The sequence below is a fragment of the Johannesbaptistia floridana genome, assembly GCF_057440575.1.
Genome location: NZ_JALKVM010000037.1, coordinates 12,691 through 30,301 on the forward strand (window position 1 = coordinate 12,691; position 17,611 = coordinate 30,301).

A 17,611-nucleotide genomic window follows, 5' to 3' on the forward strand; every position below is an offset into this window, starting at 1 on the left:
TAACTTTAATTGAGATACTGATTCGATTATCTGAAAAATGGCCAAATTGGTAAAATCCTTAAAGGACTAAAAACAGTAGATAAAGTGTCGATCGCTCTAGCACTACCGGATGTTTTAACCACGATTACATCTTCTGACCGTAGGGGCGGGTTATTTTCTTCACTGAGATTTTGAGTAAAATCTACATCAACCTCCCGTTGGGAAACTGTTCCATCAGGATTCAGACGAATCAGTTCTACTGCTCCTGTTTTAGCACGCATCTGATTAAAGCCACCCGCAGCTAAAATCGCTTGATTAAGTCCACTATTTGCGGGAAGTTTTATGGTTCCAGGAGTCATTACTTCTCCTACTACTTTGACTTCGATTGTATTGGGAGAAAAGCTTGCTGATGCTAAAGCTGAAGACTCTTCTGTACTTACCTGTTGGGCTGTGGGAATCACAATTTTATCTCCTTCTTCTAGGAGTAAATCCTGTCTTATATCTCCTTCCTGTAAAAGTTTCCAAAAGTCTACCGCAATAATTGTTGTTTCTCCTGTACGAGTTAAACGATGTATTTCAATGTTGCGAATATCAGCTAAAGGTTTAATTCCTCCTGCTTTAGAAATTGCTGCTGATAGGTTTGGTGGTTCACTTTTGCCTGTGGTGGGATTTTCTTCGGGAGAAACTTCATAAACTCCAGGACGATAAACTTCACCGATAATCGTAACGTCTAAAGCTTCTCTAGCTTGTATCCCGAAACTGAGATTCGCTAGTTGTTGATTTTCTCTTGCATCAATTTCCGTTTTACTGGCAATCATAATGCGATCGCCATCTCTGAGGCTAATATCTTGTTGGAGATTTCCTTGATTGATCAATTCCCATAGGTTGATGGTGATTATTTGTTCTCCTGTTGCTGCTTGGCGCCGCACCTGTATTTGACTAATATCAGCAAAAGTCGTTAACCCTCCTGCCATTTGAATCAAATCTGTGACCGTGGGAATTTTTTGGCTTTCTTGCCAATCTATGGCATAAGATCCTGGGTTGGCTATCTCTCCTGCTACTGATATTTTTAATGGTCGAGGTCTTTGTAAACTGACGGTTACTAAGGGGCGTTTGAGATAGTTACTGTATTTGAGAGATACTAACTCACTAATTTGTTCTAAAGTTAGTCCTGCCACTGCTACACTACCAATTAGAGGCATACTCATGGTACCGTCTACCAATACCAAATAGTCTCCACTATATTCATCTACTTGAAAAATATCTAAACGTAGTTTATCTCCTGCTCCCACAAGATAATCACTTTCCAAGTTGGTCACTTGGGTTGATTGATTTGAGTCTATCCCTTGGGATTTTACTGGTAAACATAAGCTAAAACCCCCTAAACATACTGATAATCCTATGACTAATCTCGCTAATTGTATATTTTTTTGCTTCATTCTGAATTTGAGTTAAACTTTAATTTATATTTGGCTTCACTAGTTTTGCATTATAGTTATTTAAAATTTAAAATGGCTAAAAAACAAAAGTTTCCTTATCTTGTTGGTTCTAAGTGGACTTCAAAACAGTCAACCTGGGGTTGGAGACATTTTGAAGTAGTTAATCGTAAAAACGAAGGTAAATGGGTGTTTGCAGAAATGATCGCCAATTGTGATCCTCAAGTTAGATTTTGGATAAATGCTAAACAGCTTAAAGATAGAGAACTATGGCAGGCAGGTTGGATACCTTTGCGAGATCTTCTTTAATCATTTGACATTTAAGAATTATAGTATATTTACTTTCTCCTTTTTCTCAATTCTCTTGTAGCCACTCAATAATTTATGTTAGTACACACTAAAGAATTAGCCACAATCATCGAAGCGATTCTCTATCTAAAAGGACAACCTCTGAGTCTTAACGAAATAAAAGAATATGCTCAATGTAGTCGTCAACAAGCCCAAGGGGCAATAACAGAATTAATGAATGCCTATGCCCATCGCTCGACAGCTTTAGAAGTGGTAGAAACAAAAATCGGATATAGTTTACAATTACGCTCTTGTTATCAACACTTAGTGACAAATTTAGTTCCCGCAGAATTGAAAATAGGCACATTAAGAACTCTAGCAGCAATAGCTTTGAAAAATCCCCTGTTGCAAACTGAGTTAATTGAATTGAGAGGGAGTGGTGCCTATCAACAAGTGCAAGAATTAGTAGAATTAGGTTTAATAGTCAAAAAACCCCAACAGGAGGGAAGATCCTATTGGTTAGAAGTGACAGATAAATTCTATGAATATTTTGAACTAGAACAACTTTCTCAAATAGCCTAGGTTAATTATGACGAATTCTGTAAGAATGCGTTAATATATATTAAACCGATGCTATAGTTTGATTTGTAACGGTAGGTAAACTATTTAGTCTTGAACGGAACTTATAATGGTATTTAATAATAAATCCTTTCATCCCGAATCCAATAACTCACAATCTAATACACTCTTACAATACCTACAAAAACAAAATCCTGAGCTACTTAATCATATAGCTCAGTCCGCAAGTCCAGAGATAAAAGAAATAATATCTCAAAATGTTCAAGGATTAATAGGGATGTTACCTTCAGAAGACTTCAATATGTATATAACCACAGAGAGGGATAATCTGGCTAATCTATTGGCTTCAGCGATGATGACAGGTTATTTTTTAAGACAGGTGGAACATCGCCGGGATTTAGAAACAGTGTTATCAGAGACAGATTCTCTATTAGATTAAATAAATTAGTAAAAAGAAGCAGGGAAAAGAAGCAGCGATCGCACAGTAGGAAGATATGACAATTTACTTTTATGCTGTCAAGGACGAAGAATATGGCTGTTTTTCTAATTTTGCCTACTATGGTTTTGAATTAGATGGAAGTTGGTGGCCAACTAGTGAACACTATTACCAAAGTCAAAAATTCATAACCACAGACAAGGAATGGTCTGAGAAAATAAAAAAGGTGAAGACAGCAAGAGAAGCAGCAAAGATGGGGCGCGATCGCTCCCATCTCCTGCGTCCAGATTGGGAAGAAGTCAAAGATGAGATCATGCACAAGGCAGTTTTGAAAAAGTTTCAAACTCATCAAGATATTCGAGAAATACTCCTATCTACTGGAGATGAGTTAATTGTAGAAAACTCTCCAGTAGACTACTATTGGGGTTGTGGAGCTGATGGCTCTGGCAAAAATAAACTAGGACAAGTTTTAATGGCGGTAAGAGAAATCCTGTTTAAGGATAATTTGTAAACAAGCAGAAACAGAGTTTGAAGCTTGTCTGTAACCCGACTAACTTGGTCTAGTTGGGTCATATTTGGTGATGAAAATTCTAAGGATGAAAATAAAAAGCAAGAGCCAAAATAGTATAAGTAGCTAAGAGCAAAATCCCCTCTAACCAATTAGAACGTCCATCAGCACTAATAGAGTTAGCTAAGAGGACAGAAGTGGCCACAGCGACTAATTCAAAAGGATTAAAATCTAAATCCATCGGTTGACCAATAATTCTCCCGACAATCACCAAAACAGGGGCTACAAACAAAGCGATTTGTAAACTAGAGCCGACGGCGATGGACATAGCTAAATCCATTTTGTTTTTAAGAGCCACCACCAAAGCGGTAACGTGTTCAGCAGCATTACCTATAATTGGCAGTACAATTACCCCAGTAAATAGAGTACTCAATCCCAATTTAGCAGTAGCCTCTTCAAGAGAGCCCACTAAAAATTCTGATTCAATTGCTACACCTACAGTTATTACTGATAACAGAAAAATCCACAGCCATAAATTAGGAGTTTTTTCAGTTTCTTCGCCTTCTAAATCTGACTCAGCCACTTCATAAAGATAAGCATGGGTTTTCATAGAAAAGAGCAAACTTAAACCATAAACAACAATTAATACCGCAGCCACAGCAACGGATAAGTTTTGCATTCTCAATTCCAAAATACCATCAGAGGTATAATCTACAGTAGTAGGAATCAAAATAGCTACTACTGCTAGATTCATGGCGGAAGCATTTAAGCGAGCGGCAATTGGTTGAAAAACTTGTTCTTTGTACCGCAATCCGCCCAAAAATACAGCAAAACCTAAAACTAATAACATATTACTAATTACAGAGCCAGTCACACTAGCTTTGACAACACTAATCAAGCCTTGTTTTAGGGCAAAGATAGCAATAATTAGCTCAGTTGCATTACCAAAGGTAGCATTAAGAAAACCTCCTAAATTAGGGCCAACAACTATAGCAATTTCCTCTGTAGCTGTACCCATAAAGGCAGCCAAAGGAACTATCGCCAAACCTGCCATAATAAAAACTAATACTGAACCCCAATCAAGAAAATGAGCAGCAATAGACAGAGGCAAAAACACCAAAAGCATAGCACCGAAAATCTTATTTTTAGTTAACATTTAAACTTAATTGAATAAAGTACAGTATATTTTAACGGAAAATAAGGATTAATGAATTCTTCCAAGGAACTAACCTCTTTAATTAGGGATTTTGAAGTTTTTTTAGCTCAAATTACCACCAATCCCACTGTCACAGTAGAACACTTACGTATATTTTATAAAGTACATAAATATTTAACAGGAATTCAGGAGAATCAATCAGAGGACAAGATAGAAAAATTAGCTAAGGCATTAAGTAAATCGATAATGTCTCAAGTAGAAACAGAAAAAAATATTCAAAAAAACCAAGATTTAAAGGAAGAAATTGAAAAGTTAAATCAGGAAAAAACTCTGATAGTAGCAGAAATCAACCAATTAAAACAGATTAAAGCCCAGATTATCGGTAACTTAATCAACGTATCAGCAGTATCAGTAGATAAAACCAATTCTTACTCAAATATTCCAGACAATCCCATTAAACCAGAAGCATCACCCAAAAAAATCAAAAATTTAACAGATTTAATTACAGTTTTAGATATTTCTGCTCAAACCCAACCAGATAATTGGTATTTGGGGCTTGATTTTGGTAGCTTGGGTATGGCGGCAGTTTTGTTTAATGTAACTACTCAGGAAAAATACCCCTTATCGTGGTCTTTAAGAGATTCTGAGAATATTTTTCAATCTCCCTTTCGTTTTCCTAGCTTAGTTTATCAATCAAGTTCTGGGGAATATTGGTATTTAGGTGGACTTTATGAACCAGAAGCTAATGATTTAGTAATTAATAATTATAAAGCCAACTTGAACTGGTTAATTGCTAATCAAGAAACCTTGCTCCCCCTTAGTAAGTTACAAAAAGTAGTTGAAAAGATATTACTACAGATACATAATGCTGAAATCAGAGATTTACCCCTACCATTTTTCCGACAGGCTATAGCTAAATTACGAGGAATTATTGTTAACTCTCCAGAAGGTTGGAGTGATACCTATCGTTTTAATTTGAGAGAAGCGATTTTGGCTAGTCATTTAGTCCCAGACTCAGCACAGATTTTTTGTTTAGAAGATACAATCGCCCTTCTTTTGGGGAGATTTGAAGAAAAAAATGATTTACAATCTGGTTACTCTTTGATAATCAATGGGGGAAATTCAACTACTGAGATAGCTTTAGTTAATTTGCCGGAAAATTGGCAAACTTTAAAATATGATAACTTTAGCATAGCAACCCTAGATTATGCTCAACATAGTTTAGAACAAGATATTTTTACTAAGTTTATTTACCCTATTGAGGAAGGTCATTCTATTCCTCCAATCCCTCATCTTTTACCTCAACCAGGTAGGATAGAAACAGACAAACGTCTTGAATTAGATCGCTATTTATACAGTTATCCCCTCGGCTATTGTTTTCTAGAAGCAGCTAAATTAATTAGCTTAATGTTACAACAGCAAACAGAATTTCAAGCCTCCTTAGGGGCAAATGATTATCATGTTAAGCAAGAAGATTTAGACCACAATGTAATTCAACCTTGTTTAGCCAACATAGCCAGAGTAATTAGTAAATTGTGCCAACAACAAAATGTAGCAGATAGCGACATCAAACAAGTTATCTGTGGTGGTGGCTTAGTTTTCAGCATCCATAATTCCTTGCAGAATTGGTTAACACAGCAATTTCCCCACAGTAGAATTATTTTCGATACACAAGCAGAAAATGCTCTCAGAGTGGCTCAAGGTTTAGCTTATTTACCCTACTTTCCCAATATGATGGACAGGAATCGCCACCAATATCATGATTATTTCTTATTAATTGAATTACTCAAAGTCCTTCCTGAGAATCCTTTTAGTCTGGATGATTTATTTAAAACTTTAGCTAATAGAGGTATTAATACTAAAAGTTGCGCACAACGCTTAGTTAAATTGCTTAAGGGTAAACTACCACCAGGTATTTTAAATACCAGAAGTCAAGATTCGCCAAAGTCTTTAATTATTCGCCAGAGTCAAAGAATCTACCAAACAAATTTACCTTTAGTTGAAGATTTAGAAAAATCTCTTCACAAGATTCTCAATGAAAGTAGACAACAATTTTCTGAACCTCTTGTTGTTAATTTTGATTCTTTTGAGTAAAAATCAGAATTTAGACTTTGGATAATAGATTCCGTGTAAGGCAGTTAAAACTTTATTTATTTATTTAGCTTATGTCACAGTTTAAACAATCCCCATATAAAGCTCAAAAGAGATTAGGTGCTATGTTTTTAGGCCACATTATTTTGGATATTGTTGTGGTAGCCATAGCCAATGATTTATGGGCAATTGGTAGAATTTTACTATACACAGTGATTATGTACTTTGTTCTACAAGGTCGTAAATGGGCAAAGTGGACATTAGTGGGGATTTTATTTTTTCAAAGTTTGGCTTTAATCGCATTAGTTATTACTCTACACTCAAAACTTTCTATCCTACTTCTACTGGCAACTATTTTGTTAATTATCTTTAGTGGAATTATTATTTTTTACATGGTGTCTAATCAAGATACGAAATAGTAACGGTGCGTTACACTTCGCATTTCGCACCCTACTCTACTAATTTGTAATTAAATACTGTTGATTTCACTATCTTCTTCTTCGTCAATCGTATCTAAAGGTGGAATTTCTTCTGATGACAAAATAATCACTTTTCCTTTTGACGATATAGCGATAGATTCTCCCAGTTTTCGATGCTTTTCAATGGCTTGTGCTATTGCTTTTTTGATTCCTTTATCTATTCTTTCTGATAAAAGTTCTGCTTTTTCCTTACTCATCTGCTTCTCTACTATCCTTGATTTGTGAGTAAATTTCTGCTTGGTAAATAACTGGTTTTTGCTTGAGTCCTTTTTCCGCAATTAACTTAGTTGTTAGACCAGAATTATCCACTTATACTTGATAGTTATTATCTCCTATCTCGATAAAAAACTTCTCCAATAAATTAGCTACTAACATTTTGCGGTAATCAGCACTAGCTCTTAAATCAGTTAAAGGGGTAAAAGTTTCTCTTAATATGGGCTTAACCTCTTCTATTGTTTTAATATTCCAAGGTTTCCCCTCTAGTAAAGATTCTACCTCTAAAGCTCTAATCGGTGTAGCCGCTACCCCCCCATAACCTAATCTCGCCTGCACTACCTGATTATTGGCATCTAAATCTATAGTAAAAGCTGCCGCTACTATACTAATATCATCTGTGCCTCGTTTACCGATTTTATAGGAGTGACTCAAACGCTTGACTGCTCCTGGAGGAAGAGTTGTGGGAATTTGTACAGCAACAATAACTTCTCCGGTTTTTAAGTCAGTTTGTCGATATCCATGGAAAAAATCTGCTAGAGGTAATATTCTTGTTCCCTCAATTCCAGTAATTTTTAATTTAGCGTCCAAAGATAATAAAACTGGGGGTAAATCTCCGATGGGAGAAGCTGTGCCAATATTTCCCCCCAAGGTGGCACGATTGCGCACTTGACAGGCGGCAAACCAATGAATCATTTCATCTATACTGGGAAACATCCCAGCTAAATGCTGTTTAAGATGACTTAGGGGAATAGCTGCCCCTATTTCTACGTATTCATCTGTTTGTGTAAAAGTCTGTAATTCTGCTACGGCTTCTAAGGAAATGAGAATAGGATAGTCTTGATTGTGATGGCTTAACTCTAATCCTAAATCTGTTCCTCCTGCTATTAACACAGCTTCTGGGTATTGTTGTAATAAGCTTAAAACTGTTGTTAAATCTGTGGGACGATAAAATTGGTGACCTTCGTCTTGGTAGTTAAATTCTGTATTTTCTAAGGATATTTCTTTGAGTTTCTCACTAAAGTTATCTTGAGGCTCTTGATTTGTTACTATTTGAGCAGCGCGACGAATGGGAATATACCCTGTACAACGGCATAGATTACCCTCTACTGATATATCGTCTACTTTTCCTTCGTAATAAGAAGCGAATAAACTCATGATAAAGCCTGGAGTACAATAACCGCATTGAGAACCTCCGGTTTTTACCATTGCTTCTTGGACTGGGTGTAGCTTTCCATTTTCTCCTATGCCTTCTACAGTAATTATTTCTTTCCCAATTACTGAACCTAGGGGGATTAAGCAACTATTCATCGCTTGATATTGAGGTTTCCCGGCAGAATTTTCACTAATTATGGCTACTGTACAAGCTCCACAGTCTCCATCGCCACATCCTTCTTTAGTGCCTACATATCCTTGTTGTCTTAAGTATTCTAATAGGGTGATGTTAGGTGAGGTGCCTTTGAGTTTGATTTTTTTGTTGTTGATAGTTATTGATGCTGGTTTTATTTTTGTCTGGCTCATTGGTTTTTTGTATATTTCTATAAATATGAATGGCTTTCCTGTATTTAGGCTTATGCTATTTACTTTTTATTATCCCTATTTGTTGTAAGCAAAAAACTAATACTTTACAGTATAATAAAATACATTTTCTCGTTTTATTGAGAATACAGATTTGCTTTTAAACACGAAATATTAATGGTGCGTTACACTAATGTTAACGCACCCTACTATAGTTGAGTAATGAGTTTTGAAGTAATGAGTTTTGAAGTAATGAGTAAAAGAATTAATGCTCAAAGCTTAAAAATTGGTTGACCTTTGCTACTTTTCTTAGGCGAAAGAGAAATGAACTTTTTCTGAGGTTAATTTAGTACATAAGTTCTGGTGCTTTGATATGAGTATAAACAGATAAGCTTCTAAACACGAAATATTAATGGTGCGTTACACGAAGGTTAACGCACCATAATATAGCATTCCCAAATTCAAATGTGGAACCAGAGAGTTAAACTGTGGAAGCTGTGACTTTTTCTGGGATGCAGTAATCAGGAATACAGTTATTTTCCATATACTCCCGATATTCTCTGATTTGGCGATCGCATTCCTCTGAACTCCATCTACAGTACTTTTGCAATACTTGTTTCATAACCTCTAATGTATCTAAACCATAGTTATGAAGCATGGCTATTGTTGTGCGACGTCTGGTGATATCTAACATAGTGTGAGCTAATTCTGTCTCTACTGCGTAGACTATTTGTGCTTTGATATCTGGAATTTCTGGAATAATATTTTCTGCTAATTCTGGATTTTCTTGGGCTAGGGCTAATATTTTCCCTGCTTTGGATCCATACACATTACATAAATGTTCAATAGTTTTGGCAGAAACTAGGTCTTTATAGTTATTCCAGATTTCTAACCTTTTGGCGTCATTAGCTAGTAAGGCACCGGGTAGAGGTTTTTTGAGAGTAGGACATTCTACCCTAGATTTTTTGAGTGTACGTAAAGCGATGTCTACAACTTCCTCTCCTACGTGACGATAGGTAGTTAATTTACCACCAATTAGAGAAATTAGATTGGTCACCCCGTCTTTGGCATGGTTGTAGAGAATATGTTTACGAGTTACGCTGCCTGGTTTTTTGTTTTCCTCATTAGGTAGAGGGCGTACTCCCGAATAGGTAAATTTAACATCAGCGCGGGTTAATTGTGCTGTAGGAATAATTAGATTAGTCTCTTTGAGAAGATAATCAATTTCTTGGTTATCTGCTTTAACTGAGTTTAAACTGCTTTCAAAATAGAGGTCAGTTGTGCCGATTAAATACTTACCTAACCAAGGTACGATAAAGAAAGGACGACCATCTGTAACTGCTTCTACATATAAGCAACTTGAAGGAGCACCTGGGAAGGTATCTACGATAATATGACTACCTTTGGTGCCTTTTATTTTACGTTTTTTAGATAAAGAAACTGGTTCTTGATTTTTTACCCCTAATTTACAGACTTCATCTACCCAAGGTCCTGATGTATTCACACACAGAGTTTTATCGTGAGTTTTAATTGTAAAACTTTCGCCGGTTAATTTGTCTTCACAAGTAACTGTTTTGATGCGTTTATTTTCTACTTGTATTTCGGTAACCCCAACATAGTTTAAAACAGTGGCACCAGCATTTTGGGCATCTATGATATTTTCTAAACACAGGCGTTCGGCCATTTCTGCTTGACCGTCATAGTATTGGGCACCACCACTAACTTTGTCATCTGTTATCGTCCGAAATAAGTTAGTAAACTGTTTTTTTGGTAGCATCCGGTGCTGGGGCAGAGTTTTATCAAAGCTGAAGATATCATAGAGTATCATCCCTGCCCAAATCTTCCAATAAGGGCGAGAGCGATCGCCATATATAGGAATTGTCATTAACAAGGGTTGTACCAAGTGAGGTGCCGTATGGAAGAGTACTTCTCTTTCTCGCAAAGACTCTCTAACTAATCTAAATTCAAAATACTCTAAATATCGTAGTCCTCCGTGAATCAAACGAGTTGACCAACTAGAAGTTCCCGATGCAAAGTCGTTTTTTTCAATTAAAATTGTTTTTAGACCTCTCAAGGCTGCGTCTCTGGCTACTCCTGCGCCATTAACTCCACCTCCGATGATAATTAGGTCATAGTTAGTTTCTGCAATTTTTTGCCAATCGCGCATTTTTTTTTGGTATTTTTTACTATCTGTTTCTGGTCTTGTGATCAAAAATTTAGGGATTAATTACTTAACCCCTAATTATTTTACTTATTCTCTCTGGTTATACTGTAGCAGTTGCTTCTTCATTAACATTTGTTTCATGTTTCAAATGTTTGAATAAATCAAGCAAGCGGTCTGCCCAACAACGAACATCATACTTTGTCACAATTTCGTACATTTCTGACATTTTTTGCTTTTGTTCTTCTGGTGACATAGCTATAGCTTCATCTATAGCTTCATCCATCAAATCCATGGAATAGGGATTTGTCAGAATTGCTTGGGGGAGTTCTACCGCCGCACCTACGAATTCTGAGAGAACTAAGGCACCATCTTGACCTTCGTGGGCGACTATATATTCTTTTGCTACTAAATTCAGACCATCCCGCAGAGGCGTTGTCCAACAAATATCAGCGACACGATAGTAACAAATCAATTCTGGTAGAGGAATTGGTTGAGTAAATAGTAGAATTGGTGTCCAGTTTAGCTTGGCAAATCTGCCGTTAATACGACCTACTAACTGTTCTATTTGATTTTGGGCTGTTTTATAGATACGCATTCCTGCTGCTGGTGTTACACAAGTCATCAAAAAGTGTATTTTTCCGTGTAACTCAGGACGACGTGTTAGGAGGCGTTCAAATGCTTCTAACATTTCCCGATTACCTTTTACATAGTCTACTCTTCCTGCGGCAATAATTAATTTTCGTCCCTGTAATTCTTCTCTTATTTCCGCCATTCTTTTCTCGCTTTCGGGTTTATGAATGATGGATAGAAGATAGTCTGGATTAGTACCTACGGGAAAGGCATCAACATTTACTATTTGTCCTTTGTACCTTAGCTGAGTGGTCATTTCTGGTTCAGCTAAGGCAATACCTACTTTAGTCAAATGTTCGGGTATTGCCGATTTTTTGACTATTTCTACTTCTTGTAAACTGCGTGTAACGTTGACAAAGTTCTCCGAGTACCTTGGTACATGGAAGCCTACTAAATCACAACGTAATAAACTATCAACAATTTCATTTCGCCAAGGGAGAATATTGAATATATCTACTGAAGGGAAGGGGGTATGGTGAAAAAAGGCTATTCTCGCATTAGGTTTCATTTCCCTAATGTAGCGGGGTGCTAACCACAAATTATAGTCGTGAATCCAGATTAAAGCGTCATCTGCTGCTTCTTCACAAGCTGCTTCGGCAAATTTGTAATTGATATGTTTAAAGTTTTCCCAATCGGAAGTGGCGTAGGTAAAGTGGTAGGGAAACGAGTGCAGAATTGGCCAAAAGGCTTCTTTTGAAGTTATGTGATAAAATTGCTTGACTTGGTCAGGACTTAAGGCAATGCGACGCACGCTATAGTTACCTTCTCCTTCTACGGTTACTCTTTCGGTAAATTTTGCTTGATCTTTGCTGTTAACTTGTTTCCATGCTATCCAAGTTCCTTGAGTTACATCAGCAAAGAAGCTTTTCAAGGTTGGAATAATTCCATTTGGGCTCTTTTTATTGCGGAAATGTACTTTTCCGTTTTCAATTACCTCGTCGTAAGGTTCTCTATGGTAAAGAATTACTAGAGAGGACTTCATTATTTTCTCCTTGTCTATTTACTTATTAGCCAATTTACTTGATTATGCTTATTTTAGGCAAATTCTTCTTTTGCCTATCACTCTTTGACTTTGATTTACAAATTTAATCAAACCTAGTTAATTTATATTTTTCAAAGTTTCTTGCTATGTTTAATTTCTCTTAATCAAACAAAATTTACTCCTTTGAAATTAATTGTATTAGCTATTTGGATTAATTTAATATATAATCAGCGCTAATCAAAATTTGAATTTTGTCAATTGTTTTCAACAAAATTTAAAATTCTCTCTCAGCATAACATATTTTTGCTATGTCTGCTCACGTATCTCAACTTAGATATATCTCAGGTTATATTTATTTTTAATCACATCTATCTAAAGTTATAATTATTAGTGAAGAAAAATATTAGTATGGTCCAGGGTAAAAGCGATCGCTCCTAAAATTGACACGACGATAGATATTATTGTTAATTGCATTGGGGGAGAAGCTGGTGTTTTATTTTTAACCATTGCCGTAGCATAAAAAGCACCTAAAGATGTAATCAGAGAGATTATAAAAGTTACCATGAAAAAGATTGTTTCTTGGGTTTGCCAATAAGTAAACATAAAAAAGCAAATACTTAAACCAGCAGTCAAAAAACCGGTTCCGGCGACTCGCATCAATGCTAGTATTAATATTTGCAGGTTTTCCTCTAAATCTGGCCATTTTTTAGACAAAGCGACGGAATGATAAGGCATAAATTCTCTACGAATTAGATAAACCAGTCCAAAACCAATGAAGACTATGGCGATGATTAAATAGCAACTAAATGAAAATATAAGCATTGATTTTAAGGGCAACAAAAATACCACAGTAATGATCTTTTCTCACTAAAATGTACATTGTGTACATTTTATTTGCTTGATTAGGTTATAGATTAAAAGAATAACATTAAACAATAAATAACGGTATTTATCTTCCATCTGACTGATTAGCAAAATTTACCTAGCGCTATAATTATTAAAAAATAATCTAGAATGCAAAAATAGTTTATTATTTAGACACAGTGTTAGAATCAAAAGACAATTCTCTTATATTAGTACAAGAAGAGACCCAGGAACTAATACGCTGGGCGACGAAAGTTGAAGAAACTCATCAAATTTTCTACGAAAAAGGCCAAATTTTAGCAACTAAACTAGGGGCACATTATCGGGAAGACGGATTAACAGAAATAGGTTTTTGGACACCAGAATTAGCCAGTGAAGTTCTCAGACCTAGAGAAATTTATTTAGAAGTCTTCACCCCCTTAGAAAGTTTTGATTTTAGTAAACCAGAACAAAAGCTGAAATTCCAAAGGAATCGCCTGCGTTTAATCCAACATGGTGAATACTTTTGGGGTGTAATTGCGGGGATGATCCCGGGAACTCGGGAAAAATTAGGATCTTTTTATTGGTTAAAATATTTTGACCAACTCGGTCATTTGGGAGTGATTAGAGACCCTCTAGCCTATTCTCTACCCTTTGGAGTATTTGCTCCGGCGGAACTTTATGACATAGATAGTTTACAACAACATCGGGGAGATCTAGAGTATTTTCGTCGTACTGGTGTACCTGTATCTTCAGAGGATATACCCCGAGTGGAGGCGCCGAATAATATTTTACAACTCCATATTGGTACTGCTTCTGCTGAGGGTACTATTGCTGGGTTAAACCGAATTTATCAAGAAATTGCCACCAAGATTGAACAGAATATTCCTCTAACTCCAGCAGAAACTAATTATTGTGGTTACGATGCTTTACAGTTACTGCCAGTTGAACCTACTATTGAGTATCGAGACAATTACAGTATTAATAGTAATTTTTTTGGTATAGAAACTGAAGAGGAAGAAGATACTGAAGATGCAGAAAAAATCTTTATGTCGTTGCCATCGGTAGCTAAGGTAGCTATTAGTTTACATAAGCCGAATACTCAAGATTGGGGATATGATGTGCCTATACTAGGATCTAGTACCCTTAACCCTGCTATCTTAGGTAGCCTGAGACCTGATGAGTTTATTGATTTGATCGTAACTCTACATAATTTTCCCACAGGTCCGATTCAGGTTATCTTAGATTTAGTTTATGGCCATGCGGATAATCAATCAGAATTATTGATTAGTCGTCAATATCTCAAAGGACCAAATATGTATGGTCAAGATTTAAATCACCAGTTACCGAATGTTCGGGCTATTTTACTAGAAATGCAAAGGCGCAAAATTAATTTTGGTGCCGATGGTATTCGCGTTGATGGTGGTCAAGATTTCCGCTTTTTTAACCCTCTTTCTGGTCTGGTGGAGTATGATGATGCCTATTTATTGGCTATGAGTGATTTGGTACAGGAAGTGGGTGAGTATCAAAGATTACTATTTACTATATTTGAAGATGGTCGTCCTTGGCCAGCAGAAGGTTGGGAAGAAATATCTACCTACAAAGAATTGATTGAGTTAAAACCTGAGTCATATCAATGGGGCCCGTTGGTATTTGCTCATAATACTCCAAGTTTACAGGGATTTTGGGCGAAGAAATGGCGCCGGGTTTGTGAAGTGATATATTCTGGGGAAAATTGGATCACAGGTTGTGGTAACCACGATACTGTCCGGCGAGGCAATCAAATAGATACTAGTTATCCTATTAATTGGAATCTAGGGGAAACTTTACCGGAGGTTTTAAATAATGCCTATGATAATCCTGCGGTGATGTTATGGGTTTATGGATTTAGTCCAGGGCTACCTATGGATTTTATAAATGCTACAACAAGGGCGCCTTGGATGTTTTTTCGTAATACAGATGATCGCTACGGGGTTAAGGTTGTATCTGAAGAAATTGGCTTTTTGAAATGGCAAATTACTCCAGATTTATACGATAAACCCCATAATTTTAAACGATTAAAAGCCGTGGGGTTTAAAACTTTAGCAGAGTTACAAGAATGCTGTGAAGCTTTGCAGAGCAGCATGATTGAAACAAATTATAATTTGATAGAAGTGATTAAGTCCGTTGGTCTGTGTACAGGAGAAGATACTTCTTCATGCAATATTCCGGCGATAAAAAGTCTCAATCGTCCCGAGATGATTAAGTTTTTAACTGATTTGGATATAGATAAACTTAATCGTTTTGCTTTGAGGTTTATGGAAGATTGTTATGAAGTCTGCAATGTTGCCCAATATTATGATCAGGTAAATCCAGAACAGGCAAACTATAATTTTACTCTCCGTAAATTTAGACATGACAATCCTTGGTTAAGAGGCAATCTTACTGAAGATGACTATTTTGATAAAATAAGTGACCACGATAAAACCATTTATTATGGTATGCGTAAACATCCAGAAAATAGTCAAGTGGCTGTGGCTATGATTGCCCACATGGAGGGGGAAACAACTACTGTGAAATTACCTAAGTTATTCGGGTCAGAGATGGCTGATTGGCAAGTGGCGATCTCCTCTCCTACCTTAGCTAATAGCGATCGCCTGGATAATTTAACTACTCTAGAGTTATCTAATTCAGAAGCATTATTACTGATTAAATCTTCAACTGACTATAGTAAATAAAGCGGCAGTCACAAAGAGATTAAATTTTTACTTGTTCTTGTCAAAAGGCAGCTATAATTACCTAAAAACAAAGATACAGTACAAAAGACGGTTTTGACAGATAAAAGTCATAAAACTTACTACTAGCTAACTATTCCCGTCAGGCGTCGGAGTTCCCAGATGCGAGTCAACCTCGCATCTGGTCCAACTGCTATTCCCTCGTGACTCATATCAAAGCACCAGTACTTATGTACTAAATTAACCTCAGAAAAAGTTCATTTCTCTTTCGCCTAAGAAAAGTAGCAAAGGTCAACCAATTTTTAAGCGTTGAGCATTAATTCTTTAACTCATTACTTCCTCACTTCAAAACTTCAAGACTTCTTACTCGTTACTCATTACTTCAAAACTCATTACTCAACCACAACCAGTAACTTTGGGTAAAGATGCAAGATCTGAGGTGCCTCTCTTGCCTCAAAAGGATAACCTTTGTACCTCACAAGAATGGGAACTGCTATATTATTTTAGATAAAACCAATAGATGTGAAGAATGTAGGTTATAATGTTTTTCTATCGACTAATTGAAGATTTTTGAATGAGCAACTTTTTGAACAGAAAAAACTATCTAGAAAAGCGGTTTTTGTTTTTTATTAGAGTTATTGGATTCACTGTACAATTTTTAGGGATTATTACCATAATAGTCTCAATAGTAAAAGCTTTTCTAGAAAGTAGATTAAGCTTGAGTATCTTATTTTCTTTAAATTTAGGATTTTTCTTCCTGTTTTTAGGCAAAAAGAAAACTCTTAAAAAGATAATAAAATCAGCAGTTAAAAATAAAAAAACTACCAAAATTTATGTGTTTATTTTTCCTATTTTTTTAACTTTTAGTCTCTTTATTACTAAATTAATAGTCAATGAAGAATCTTGGAAAAGAATGAACACTGAGGGTGGTTTTATCGAGTATGGTACTAGTGTGGCTTTTATCCTAGGATTTATCTTTGCTGTTTATATTGGCAAATCCTTTAGAGATAATAATTACCAAAGATTAGGAATTTTATATTATCTGTTAGCTGCAATGTTTCTTTTTGTTGGCTTAGAAGAAATTAGTTATGGACAAAGATTGTTAGGTTTAGAGTCCCCTGAGTTTTTTCAAGAATACAATTCACAATCTGAAATAACAATTCATAACTTAGTTTGGATTAGAGAATATTTAGATAAAGGATTAATGTTTGTAGGATTGCTCCTCGGAATAAGCCCTTTATTATCAGCAAAATTAAATCGGAAAAGTTATGGGGTGAAATATTTGGTGCCTAACTCTTTTTTAGCTTCTTTCTTCTTAATTGTTTTTGTTTTTTTCTTATTTGTGGAATATCTTAAGCATTGGAGTACACCGATTGAATCTTTCCAAGAATTGATGGAATTAATATTTTCCTTAGGATGCCTAGCTTTCACCATCAATAATTATTTTAAGCAATCTTTTGATCTAGCATTTTCTCTCTATCCCATAGGCAGCAGGTTATCAGGAAAAGATTGAAACTATGAAAACCATTACTAGCCTACTGTTCCTCATATCAAAGCACCAGTACTTATGTACTAAATTAACCTCAGAAAAAGTT

General features: G+C 35.9%; 15 protein-coding genes. 8 read left to right on the forward strand and 7 right to left on the reverse strand.

What is annotated here, in order from left to right; genetic code table 11:
* Positions 1-26 precede the first annotated feature (26 nt).
* Complete coding sequence (locus MW688_RS02765; RefSeq protein ID WP_486734387.1) at positions 27-1,418, reverse strand: polysaccharide biosynthesis/export family protein; 1,392 nt, start codon at positions 1,416-1,418, stop codon at positions 27-29.
* 72 nt (positions 1,419-1,490) lie between these two features.
* On the opposite strand from MW688_RS02765, the gene MW688_RS02770 reads away from it, so the two are divergent.
* The 4 genes from MW688_RS02770 to ybiA all read left to right on the forward strand — a co-directional run bounded on the left by MW688_RS02770 (position 1,491) and on the right by ybiA (position 3,229).
* Positions 1,491-1,724, forward strand: a complete 234-nt coding sequence (locus tag MW688_RS02770; protein ID WP_486734388.1) for a TIGR02450 family Trp-rich protein — start codon at positions 1,491-1,493, stop codon at positions 1,722-1,724.
* A gap of 75 nt (positions 1,725-1,799) precedes the next feature.
* Positions 1,800-2,285 (forward strand): SMC-Scp complex subunit ScpB, encoded by a 486-nt coding sequence (scpB, locus tag MW688_RS02775; protein ID WP_486734389.1) that lies wholly within the window; start codon positions 1,800-1,802, stop codon positions 2,283-2,285.
* A 106-nt stretch (positions 2,286-2,391) separates the two neighbouring features.
* Positions 2,392-2,721, forward strand: coding sequence for a DUF760 domain-containing protein (locus MW688_RS02780; RefSeq protein ID WP_486734390.1), 330 nt, complete (start codon positions 2,392-2,394; stop codon positions 2,719-2,721).
* 55 nt (positions 2,722-2,776) lie between these two features.
* On the forward strand, positions 2,777-3,229 hold the full coding sequence (ybiA, locus tag MW688_RS02785) for a riboflavin biosynthesis intermediates N-glycosidase (RefSeq protein ID WP_486734391.1): 453 nt from the start codon (positions 2,777-2,779) through the stop codon (positions 3,227-3,229).
* Positions 3,230-3,308: 79 nt separating this feature from the next.
* Here the strand turns inward: ybiA and cax are convergent, their stop codons facing one another.
* The gene (gene cax / locus MW688_RS02790) at positions 3,309-4,382 is read right to left on the reverse strand and encodes a calcium/proton exchanger (protein WP_486734392.1); all 1,074 of its coding nucleotides are present in this window, start codon (positions 4,380-4,382) and stop codon (positions 3,309-3,311) included.
* Between the two features lie 51 nt (positions 4,383-4,433).
* Here cax and MW688_RS02795 point away from each other — a divergent pair, with 51 nt between their 5' ends.
* Both MW688_RS02795 and MW688_RS02800 read left to right on the forward strand, forming a co-directional pair.
* Entirely contained in the window at positions 4,434-6,476 is a 2,043-nt protein-coding gene (locus MW688_RS02795; protein ID WP_486734393.1) for a hypothetical protein, read from the forward strand.
* Between the two features lie 122 nt (positions 6,477-6,598).
* A complete protein-coding gene (locus tag MW688_RS02800) occupies positions 6,599-6,892 on the forward strand; it encodes a hypothetical protein (RefSeq protein ID WP_486734394.1) in 294 nt (97 codons plus the stop codon).
* 50 nt (positions 6,893-6,942) lie between these two features.
* Here the strand turns inward: MW688_RS02800 and MW688_RS02805 are convergent, their stop codons facing one another.
* The 5 genes from MW688_RS02805 to MW688_RS02825 form a co-directional block, all read right to left on the reverse strand.
* On the reverse strand, positions 6,943-7,149 hold the full coding sequence (locus MW688_RS02805; RefSeq protein ID WP_486734395.1) for a hypothetical protein: 207 nt from the start codon (positions 7,147-7,149) through the stop codon (positions 6,943-6,945).
* 112 nt (positions 7,150-7,261) lie between these two features.
* Entirely contained in the window at positions 7,262-8,686 is a 1,425-nt protein-coding gene (gene xdhA / locus MW688_RS02810; RefSeq protein WP_486734396.1) for a xanthine dehydrogenase small subunit, read from the reverse strand.
* Positions 8,687-9,164: 478 nt separating this feature from the next.
* A complete protein-coding gene (glpD, locus tag MW688_RS02815; RefSeq protein ID WP_486734397.1) occupies positions 9,165-10,895 on the reverse strand; it encodes a glycerol-3-phosphate dehydrogenase in 1,731 nt (576 codons plus the stop codon).
* Between the two features lie 52 nt (positions 10,896-10,947).
* Positions 10,948-12,459: a glucosylglycerol-phosphate synthase gene (ggpS, locus tag MW688_RS02820; RefSeq protein ID WP_486734398.1), complete on the reverse strand. Its 1,512-nt coding sequence runs from the start codon at positions 12,457-12,459 to the stop codon at positions 10,948-10,950.
* Positions 12,460-12,846: 387 nt separating this feature from the next.
* Positions 12,847-13,281, reverse strand: coding sequence for a hypothetical protein (locus MW688_RS02825; RefSeq protein WP_486734399.1), 435 nt, complete (start codon positions 13,279-13,281; stop codon positions 12,847-12,849).
* 221 nt (positions 13,282-13,502) lie between these two features.
* On the opposite strand from MW688_RS02825, the gene gghA reads away from it, so the two are divergent.
* A complete protein-coding gene (gghA, locus tag MW688_RS02830; RefSeq protein ID WP_486734400.1) occupies positions 13,503-16,019 on the forward strand; it encodes a glucosylglycerol hydrolase in 2,517 nt (838 codons plus the stop codon).
* Between the two features lie 616 nt (positions 16,020-16,635).
* Positions 16,636-17,529: a hypothetical protein gene (locus MW688_RS02835; RefSeq protein ID WP_486734401.1), complete on the forward strand. Its 894-nt coding sequence runs from the start codon at positions 16,636-16,638 to the stop codon at positions 17,527-17,529.
* Positions 17,530-17,611: the final 82 nt, after the last annotated feature.

What these genes read in the sequence shown, in the direction of transcription:
- cax (WP_486734392.1), bottom strand. Translation starts at nt 4,382, where the DNA reads ATGTTAACTAAAAATAAGATTTTCGGTGCTATGCTTTTGGTGTTTTTG.
- MW688_RS02800 (WP_486734394.1), top strand. Translation starts at nt 6,599, where the DNA reads ATGTTTTTAGGCCACATTATTTTGGATATTGTTGTGGTAGCCATAGCC.
- scpB (WP_486734389.1), top strand. Translation starts at nt 1,800, where the DNA reads ATGTTAGTACACACTAAAGAATTAGCCACAATCATCGAAGCGATTCTC.
- MW688_RS02805 (WP_486734395.1), bottom strand. Translation starts at nt 7,149, where the DNA reads ATGAGTAAGGAAAAAGCAGAACTTTTATCAGAAAGAATAGATAAAGGA.
- MW688_RS02795 (WP_486734393.1), top strand. Translation starts at nt 4,434, where the DNA reads ATGAATTCTTCCAAGGAACTAACCTCTTTAATTAGGGATTTTGAAGTT.
- MW688_RS02780 (WP_486734390.1), top strand. Translation starts at nt 2,392, where the DNA reads ATGGTATTTAATAATAAATCCTTTCATCCCGAATCCAATAACTCACAA.
- ggpS (WP_486734398.1), bottom strand. Translation starts at nt 12,459, where the DNA reads ATGAAGTCCTCTCTAGTAATTCTTTACCATAGAGAACCTTACGACGAG.
- xdhA (WP_486734396.1), bottom strand. Translation starts at nt 8,686, where the DNA reads ATGAGCCAGACAAAAATAAAACCAGCATCAATAACTATCAACAACAAA.
- MW688_RS02770 (WP_486734388.1), top strand. Translation starts at nt 1,491, where the DNA reads ATGGCTAAAAAACAAAAGTTTCCTTATCTTGTTGGTTCTAAGTGGACT.
- MW688_RS02825 (WP_486734399.1), bottom strand. Translation starts at nt 13,281, where the DNA reads ATGCTTATATTTTCATTTAGTTGCTATTTAATCATCGCCATAGTCTTC.
- ybiA (WP_486734391.1), top strand. Translation starts at nt 2,777, where the DNA reads ATGACAATTTACTTTTATGCTGTCAAGGACGAAGAATATGGCTGTTTT.
- MW688_RS02765 (WP_486734387.1), bottom strand. Translation starts at nt 1,418, where the DNA reads ATGAAGCAAAAAAATATACAATTAGCGAGATTAGTCATAGGATTATCA.